The organism is Bacillus sp. 05T21 (assembly GCF_056396785.1).
Map to the genome: position 1 here is coordinate 1 of NZ_JBFTMD010000062.1, position 6697 is coordinate 6697.

The window sequence follows — 6697 nt, forward strand, 5'->3', positions numbered from 1 at the left end:
TGCTACGGTTAGACGGAACTCTTCTGGCAGATACTTTGTGTCATTGTTAGTTGAAACAGAAGTGCAAGAACTTCCGAAAACAAATTCTTACATTGGAATGGATGTGGGACTAAAAGATTTCGCCATTTTGTCAGATGGAACAATCTATAAAAATCCGAAGTTTTTTCGATCGTTAGAAGAGAAGTTGATAAAAGCACAGCGTGTTCTTTCTAGAAGAAGGAAAGGATCTTCTCACTGGAATAAACAACGAGTAAAGGTAGCTAGAATTCATGAATACATGGAAAATGCTAGAAAAGATTACTTGGACAAAATCTCAACTGAAATCATCAAAAACCACGATGTTATCGGTATAGAAGATTTGCAAGTATCGAATATGTTAAAGAATCATAAGTTAGCAAAAGCGATTAGTGAGGTAACATGGTCACAGTTTCGAGCCATGTTGGAATATAAAGCGAAATGGTACGGCAAACAAATCATTGTCGTATCGAAAACATTTGCTTCAAGCCAATTATGTTCTTGTTGTGAATATCAAAACAAAGACGTTAAAAATCTAAACCTACGTAAATGGAATTGCCCTTCTTGTCATACACATCATGATAGGGATATTAACGCAAGTATCAATCTAAAGAATGAAGCGATAAGGCTTCTAACCGCAAGGACTGCGGAGATAGCCTAATAAATTAGAGTTCAATAGAACTCTTTACTTAGGAATCCCCCACTTCTAAACGAAGTGAAAGTGGGGGTAGTTCAAAGGTGGTCTTTTAATGTTTATTAAAAAAACTTTTGATTGAAATAGTGCAGAGTTTTTTTTACTTATTTTCAATAGTTAAAACTACATGAAAATCAAAAATAAGTAAAAAAATGGAGAATTTTTCGTCTGAATATATATAATTTTTAACAAAAATTCATAATTATGTTATATAATAATGTTAACAAACCATATTTTAGGCATTACCCCCGATTGTGTAGAATAAATAATTTGTTTTGATGAGCTAAAGTATTTAGCTAAAAGAACTTGTAGCGGGGCCTGCTACAAGTTTTTTTGTTTTTTCAGTAAAGGAAAATAAGAAAAAAGGAGGGAATACAAGTATGACAAGAAATTTAAAGAAAGCAGCACTTAATTCGTTAGATGGTAAATGGGGGATAAGTATAGGAGTATCAGCGTTAAACTATTTTGTACCTACTCTTAGTGCGTCAGCAATCGCGACATTCATGTATTTAATAGTTGGCCTGTTTATTGGAGTAATTGGTTTGGATGTAATCTTTGTTTATTCAATTAGTGGGCAACCTCAAGTAGACCCTACTGCACTAGTTTTACTTATTCTAAGTTATATTTTTTTAGGACTTATTTGTTTCTTAATTTACAGTTCCATACAAGGCATCTTTAATTATGGATATTCTGCTTTCACCTTACATTTAGGGGAAAATGAAGACGCTAAAGTGGACGATGTATTTCTAGGGTTTAAAAAAAGCAATTTGTTTAGATCAATAAAATTGGGCCTGTTGCAAGCTGTTTTTCTTTTTTTATGGAGCCTATTATTTATTGTTCCAGGTATTATTAAATATTTTTCTTATTCCATGTCGTATTACATATTAGTAGAGAATCCTGATTATACAGCAAGTGAAGCATTGAGAGAAAGTAAAAGAATAATGAAAGGGCAAAAGCTAAAGTTATTTGTTCTTTGGTTATCATTTATTGGTTGGTTTCTATTAGCTGCATTTATAGGGATGTTTACATTTAATCTATCATTTATTTTCATTTCTCCCTATTACAATATAACTGTCTCACATTTTTACTTAGATTTAATTAAAAAACAGGATTTTGGAGAAGCGAAGGTAAGTATATAAATAGGAAGTAAGTATGTATAAGGTGAAATATATACTTTCTTGATTCTGCCATCTTGAAAATAATCAGTGTTAGGAATTTTTTGATACATACGTGTATTCGATTTGATACGAGAGATATAGTAGGCCACTTTATCTTGTATATATTGAAGGTCTTTTAAATGAAAATAACCTAAATCCCGGATACATAAATCATTCGTTGTCATAGTTGGGACACACAGAGAGCCGTAAGTGCGATCATGTTGTTTACCTGGGCCAGTATGAATATGAAGGAACGGTCCACTTAATAAATCATACTCAAGCTGAATCTTTACTCCCGCTGTATGGCTGCATCCTCCTGCACCTGGATAAACGAATGAAAAAGGGTCTGGAAGTTGAAATGCAGTTGAATCTAGGACACGAATACGTTTGAAAATAGAAGTGTATGGAGAAGAGAGCAGCTTAGCTGAAGATAACTTTTGGTTGGATTGTTTATTTGCATGTAAAAAAGAGATCGGAAATTCCGATCTCTTTTTGTTTACTTCTTTATTATTTTTAATTTATTTCCTTAAATTGATTTTATTCACTTTAATGCAGATAGAACGTTACTGTAGTTTTAAATTAAAGTCATACATTTTTAAAGAAAGTGCTACTGTTTATAAAAAAGTTGCATTGTTTTACCCCTTAGCAACAGTTACTTTAAATGAAGTGGCTCATTTCCGTGACTTTGTCATTTTAGGTTCTGGTGCAAAAAATTCAAGACTCTTGCAAGTAATCTCCTAAACTTGGGCATACTGATAGTATGACTCTAAAGAAGGGGCAACGCGTTTTACCGGACAATTCTGTCCAAAACCAGAAACAATGTATTCATACATTGCTTGGCCTAGCTTCATAAGATAGAAATGAAGAGAAAATTGCTATTCTATATTTCTAACTAATATTTTTGCAGCAGAACCAAAGTTTTAATGTTTTGTACCAAACCCCAAATATCCTTGTTATACTAATATACTAAGCTTGTCCTCATGTAATGCCTTTAGACATATTTTTCTCTGAAGACACCTGCAAACAATATATCTTAAATTTGTATTTGTTTTATCCTATTAAATAGTTGGAGGTTTTTTTTTGGATAATGTGCTACATAAATTAAAAAGAATAACTCGGAAACAAATTCTTCTTTATACTATACTACTACTCTGCTTTTCGGCCTCAATTATTTTTGTTCATCACAATTATTCATATTATGAACGCCCTATAGCCAAGGTTATCAAAACTCAATTAGAGTCTTCGTCCGAAATTTCAGATAGGAACAATAATCTCGATAAGATATACACTCAGAGTATAGTAGCACAATTGAAAAACGGGAAAGAGAAAGGACAACTTATCCATTTAGTTAATGAATATTCCTTATCCGGTGGATATGATCAAGAATATCATGTTGGAAATGAATTGTTTGTTTCAATTCATAAGGGCACAGAAAAAAGCGTAAAGATAACTGGAGATATAACAGATGTAAAACGTGATAAATATGTTTTGATTAGTGGATGGATTTTTGTCTTCGTTTTAATTTTCATTGGAAAAAGGCAAGGTTTTTTTTCTATTATAAGTTTGGCAATCAATGTTGTTTTATTATCATATGCATTAGATGTTTACTTGCATACGTTAAATAGCAATTTATTACTAATATGCGGTGTAAGTGTCATTTTAATTATATTTATTTCTTTATTACTTACTAATGGCTTTAACGAGAAAACATTTGCAGCTATTTTTTCCACCATACTAGGAACTTTTATTTCATTGTTAATTACCTACCTTATAATATGGTTAACTGATGAAAAAGGACTTAGATATGAAGAAATGCAATTTTTAACTAGACCTTATAAAGAGGTGTTTATGGCAGGTGTATTAATTGGCTCTTTAGGAGCCGTAATGGATGTAGCTATTACAATGTCTTCTTCTATCTTTGGTTTATATGAAGAAAATAATAACATCTCAATGAAGGCGCTAAAAACATCGGGTATGGATATTGGAAAAGATATTATGGGATCCATGACGAGCATTTTATTTTTTGCGTACATAAGCGGTTCTATTCCGATAATTATTTTATTTTTGAAGAATGCGTCCCCATTAGGTTATACGCTTTCTATAAACCTTTCATTGGAATTAACTCGAGCCTTAGCGGGTGGTATTGGAATTGCGTTAACGATTCCGATAGGTCTATATACAACTATTTATTTTATTAATCGAAAGAAGGCAAGATTATGAATGTATTAGTATTACTGACAGTCATTTTATTTATATTGATGACCTCCATTGGTGGAAAAAAAGGAATACGATCTTTTATTGCCTTATTTCTAAACTTTGGTGTAATCTTTCTGATTATAATTTTTATGTCAGACCCGAGTTCCAACCCCATTGTTATCTCCATGATTGCATGTACGATAATCAGTGTTATTACTCTGTTCTACATTAATGAAATAAACCTTAAAACAATAGCTGCATTTATCTCCACTATTATCACTATTATGATTTTACTATTTTTTATTGTTATAGTAACAAAAAAGACTATGATTCAGGGGTTTGGTGAAGAAGAAATAGAGGAGCTTAGCATATTTTCCCTTCATATTGGAGTAGATTTTATTAAAATTGGAGCTGCTGTAATTATCATGAGTACAATAGGTGCGATTATTGATGTTGCTATTTCTATTGCATCTCCAATGGCAGAAAGATTAAATCACAATCCATTAATCAGTAGGAAAGATTTATTTACATTTGGAATAAGCATTGGGAAGGATATATTAGGGTCAAATTCGAATACATTATTTTTCGCTTTCGCTGGAAGCTATCTAGCATTGTTTTTATGGTTTAAAGATTTATCTTATTCAATTGGGGAAATTGTAAATTCAAAAGTATTTAGTGCCGAGTTGATAACTATATTTTGCGCTGGAATCGGTATAGCTTTGGTTATTCCTATTACTTCGTGGATTACTGCATATTTTTTTATAAGAAAAAGAGATAAAACCGTTAAATAGGATTCTGTTGCAAAGTTTAGGTATGCTTAAATTACTCCTATGAAAATTTTTCATTTTATGCGATTTTGAATATAATTTGTAATTCATCTTATGTCGAAAAGCCGAAATCTGAGATCAGGTTTCGGCTTCGTTTAAATTAAGACTCTTCTTTTACTTTCAAAATATCTACATTACTGACTTAAAATCATTTTTGCCATTTTTAAAGTGGGATAGATTTATAAAGAACCCCGAAGCTCGTATTATTTTATAAAGCAACTGTTGAAATAGCTTGTTTATAAAGGAGTTGTTGCTTCCCATTATTGGAGATTAGCACTGAAAATTTATCAACAGCGATAATGATTCCGGGGACTCTAACTCCGTTTATTAGAAAAATCATTACTACTCTTTTTTGGATTCTGTTTTCTATGTATTGGTGTTGAGAAAGGTTTTAATAAATATTTCATTTTTAGAAATAAAAACCCTAGTTTTCTAGGGTAATGGTATAACAGCTCAATATATTTTATTCTTTTATATCGTAACGTAATATTACGTTGAAAACATCAGGTAAATGTAACCAATTACAGAAAATAAGAGCAACTAGCAAAAGCTAACTGCTCAATTTAAGAAAAACGTTTAAGAATGGGTTGTTTATAGCATTTACGAATTATTGGAATTTATTCAAGGAGGAATAGAGAATGTATTTATTGGGAAAATGCAGTTAGAGAATTCTTTAAGAAACAGGAGCAGGAACGAAATAAAAGAGCAGCTAGCAAAAGCTAACTGCTCACCCAAGAAAAACAGAGGAAAGATAACCATGTGTCTATAGTATTTACGGAATATTGAGTTTTATTCAGTTGTTTATATAAGTCTGGATAAAATCTCTTTTACCAATGTCGAAGATCCAATAAGGAGTATCGAGAGGAAAATTATTGAGAATATACTTTTTTTAGGTTTCTTAAACTCTAGATATAAGTTAATGATTGCGCCAATTGCAATAACAATAAAAATAATAAGCCTTAGTGTATCTGGCATGTATAACACTCCTGTTAATTACTTAATTGTATTATACAGGAATTAACTTGTAGATTAATGATAGGTAATACGATTTAAGGAAGATTTAAACAAAATAATCCTTTGAATAGAAAGCGAGGTTAAAAGAATGGAAGGTAACGTAAAGCTATTAGGCACAGATGGAATGTGTGGAATGGAGTTTACAGGGAATAAGGTCAAGGTTCTGGTGCAAAAACTTAAGGACAATTGCAATGAATCTATAAATCTTGGACATACTGTTACTATTACTTTAAAAAGGGTGCGTGATTGGTATGGAAAAAGAAAATGTATTCAAATGGAAGCATTATCAGCCTGATATTATTTTGTTAATGGTAAGATGGTACCTACGGTACAACCTCAGTTTTCGTGATTTGGTGGAAATGCTAGAAGAATGGGGTTTATCCATTTCTCATACAACGATTATGCGTTGGGTTCATCAGTATGGTCCTGAATTGGACAAACGAATCCGCCGTCACCTCAAACAAACAAATGACTCTTGGAGAGTCGATGAAACATATATCAAAGTAAAAGGTCAATGGATGTATCTGTATCGTGCTGTTGATTCGAAAGGAAACACAATTGATTTTTTCCTAAATAAAACAAGAGACCAGAAGGCTGTAAAGCGCTTTTTCAAGAAAGCTTTGCGGTCTTTTCATGTTTCAAAGCCACGTGTTATAACAGTCGATAAGAACCCAGCTTATCCTATAGCAATTGAACAGTTGAAAAAAGAAAACATACTAAGATTAGTAGTGCAGGCCAAGGCATTGGTTCGCACTACTATTTTTTATATAGTAGAAGTGAAGAAAGGGTCGTGT

8 protein-coding genes and 1 pseudogene are annotated in these 6697 nt (G+C 31.9%); 7 read left to right on the plus strand and 2 right to left on the minus strand.

Translation table 11 applies throughout. The features are described 5' to 3' along the window. Both AC1DKZ_RS32335 and AC1DKZ_RS32340 read left to right on the plus strand, forming a co-directional pair. On the plus strand, nucleotides 1-676 hold a 676-nt coding region (locus AC1DKZ_RS32335; protein WP_476997930.1), incomplete at its 5' end, for an RNA-guided endonuclease TnpB family protein. 413 nt (nucleotides 677-1089) lie between these two features. Next, nucleotides 1090-1848, plus strand: a complete 759-nt coding sequence (locus tag AC1DKZ_RS32340) for a DUF975 family protein (RefSeq protein ID WP_476997931.1) — start codon at nucleotides 1090-1092, stop codon at nucleotides 1846-1848. A 35-nt stretch (nucleotides 1849-1883) separates the two neighbouring features. On the opposite strand, the pseudogene AC1DKZ_RS32345 reads toward AC1DKZ_RS32340, so the two are convergent. Beyond that, nucleotides 1884-2309: pseudogene (locus AC1DKZ_RS32345) on the minus strand (IS4 family transposase); the annotation flags it as partial. Between AC1DKZ_RS32345 and AC1DKZ_RS32350 the strand changes: the two are divergent. The 3 genes from AC1DKZ_RS32350 (at nucleotide 2254) to AC1DKZ_RS32360 (ending at nucleotide 4853) form a co-directional block, all read left to right on the plus strand. Then, nucleotides 2254-2607, plus strand: a complete 354-nt coding sequence (locus tag AC1DKZ_RS32350) for a hypothetical protein (protein WP_404458256.1) — start codon at nucleotides 2254-2256, stop codon at nucleotides 2605-2607. The pseudogene AC1DKZ_RS32345 and the gene AC1DKZ_RS32350 sit on opposite strands and share 56 nt — an antisense overlap. Before the next feature lie 339 nt (nucleotides 2608-2946). After that, on the plus strand, nucleotides 2947-4086 hold the full coding sequence (locus AC1DKZ_RS32355) for a YibE/F family protein (RefSeq protein WP_431182950.1): 1140 nt from the start codon (nucleotides 2947-2949) through the stop codon (nucleotides 4084-4086). Beyond that, nucleotides 4083-4853: a YibE/F family protein gene (locus AC1DKZ_RS32360; protein WP_431182951.1), complete on the plus strand. Its 771-nt coding sequence runs from the start codon at nucleotides 4083-4085 to the stop codon at nucleotides 4851-4853. Before AC1DKZ_RS32355 ends, AC1DKZ_RS32360 begins: the two co-directional genes overlap by 4 nt. Nucleotides 4854-5097: 244 nt before the next feature. On the opposite strand, the gene hfq is transcribed toward AC1DKZ_RS32360, so the two are convergent. Continuing rightward, a complete protein-coding gene (hfq, locus tag AC1DKZ_RS32365) occupies nucleotides 5098-5259 on the minus strand; it encodes an RNA chaperone Hfq (protein ID WP_431182981.1) in 162 nt (53 codons plus the stop codon). Between the two features lie 732 nt (nucleotides 5260-5991). Between hfq and AC1DKZ_RS32370 the strand changes: the two genes are divergently transcribed. Both AC1DKZ_RS32370 and AC1DKZ_RS32375 read left to right on the plus strand, forming a co-directional pair. After that, nucleotides 5992-6198, plus strand: a complete 207-nt coding sequence (locus tag AC1DKZ_RS32370) for a hypothetical protein (protein WP_476997932.1) — start codon at nucleotides 5992-5994, stop codon at nucleotides 6196-6198. Next, the coding region (locus AC1DKZ_RS32375; RefSeq protein WP_476997933.1) for an IS6 family transposase at nucleotides 6155-6697 on the plus strand (543 nt) is incomplete at its 3' end. The genes AC1DKZ_RS32370 and AC1DKZ_RS32375, both read left to right, overlap by 44 nt.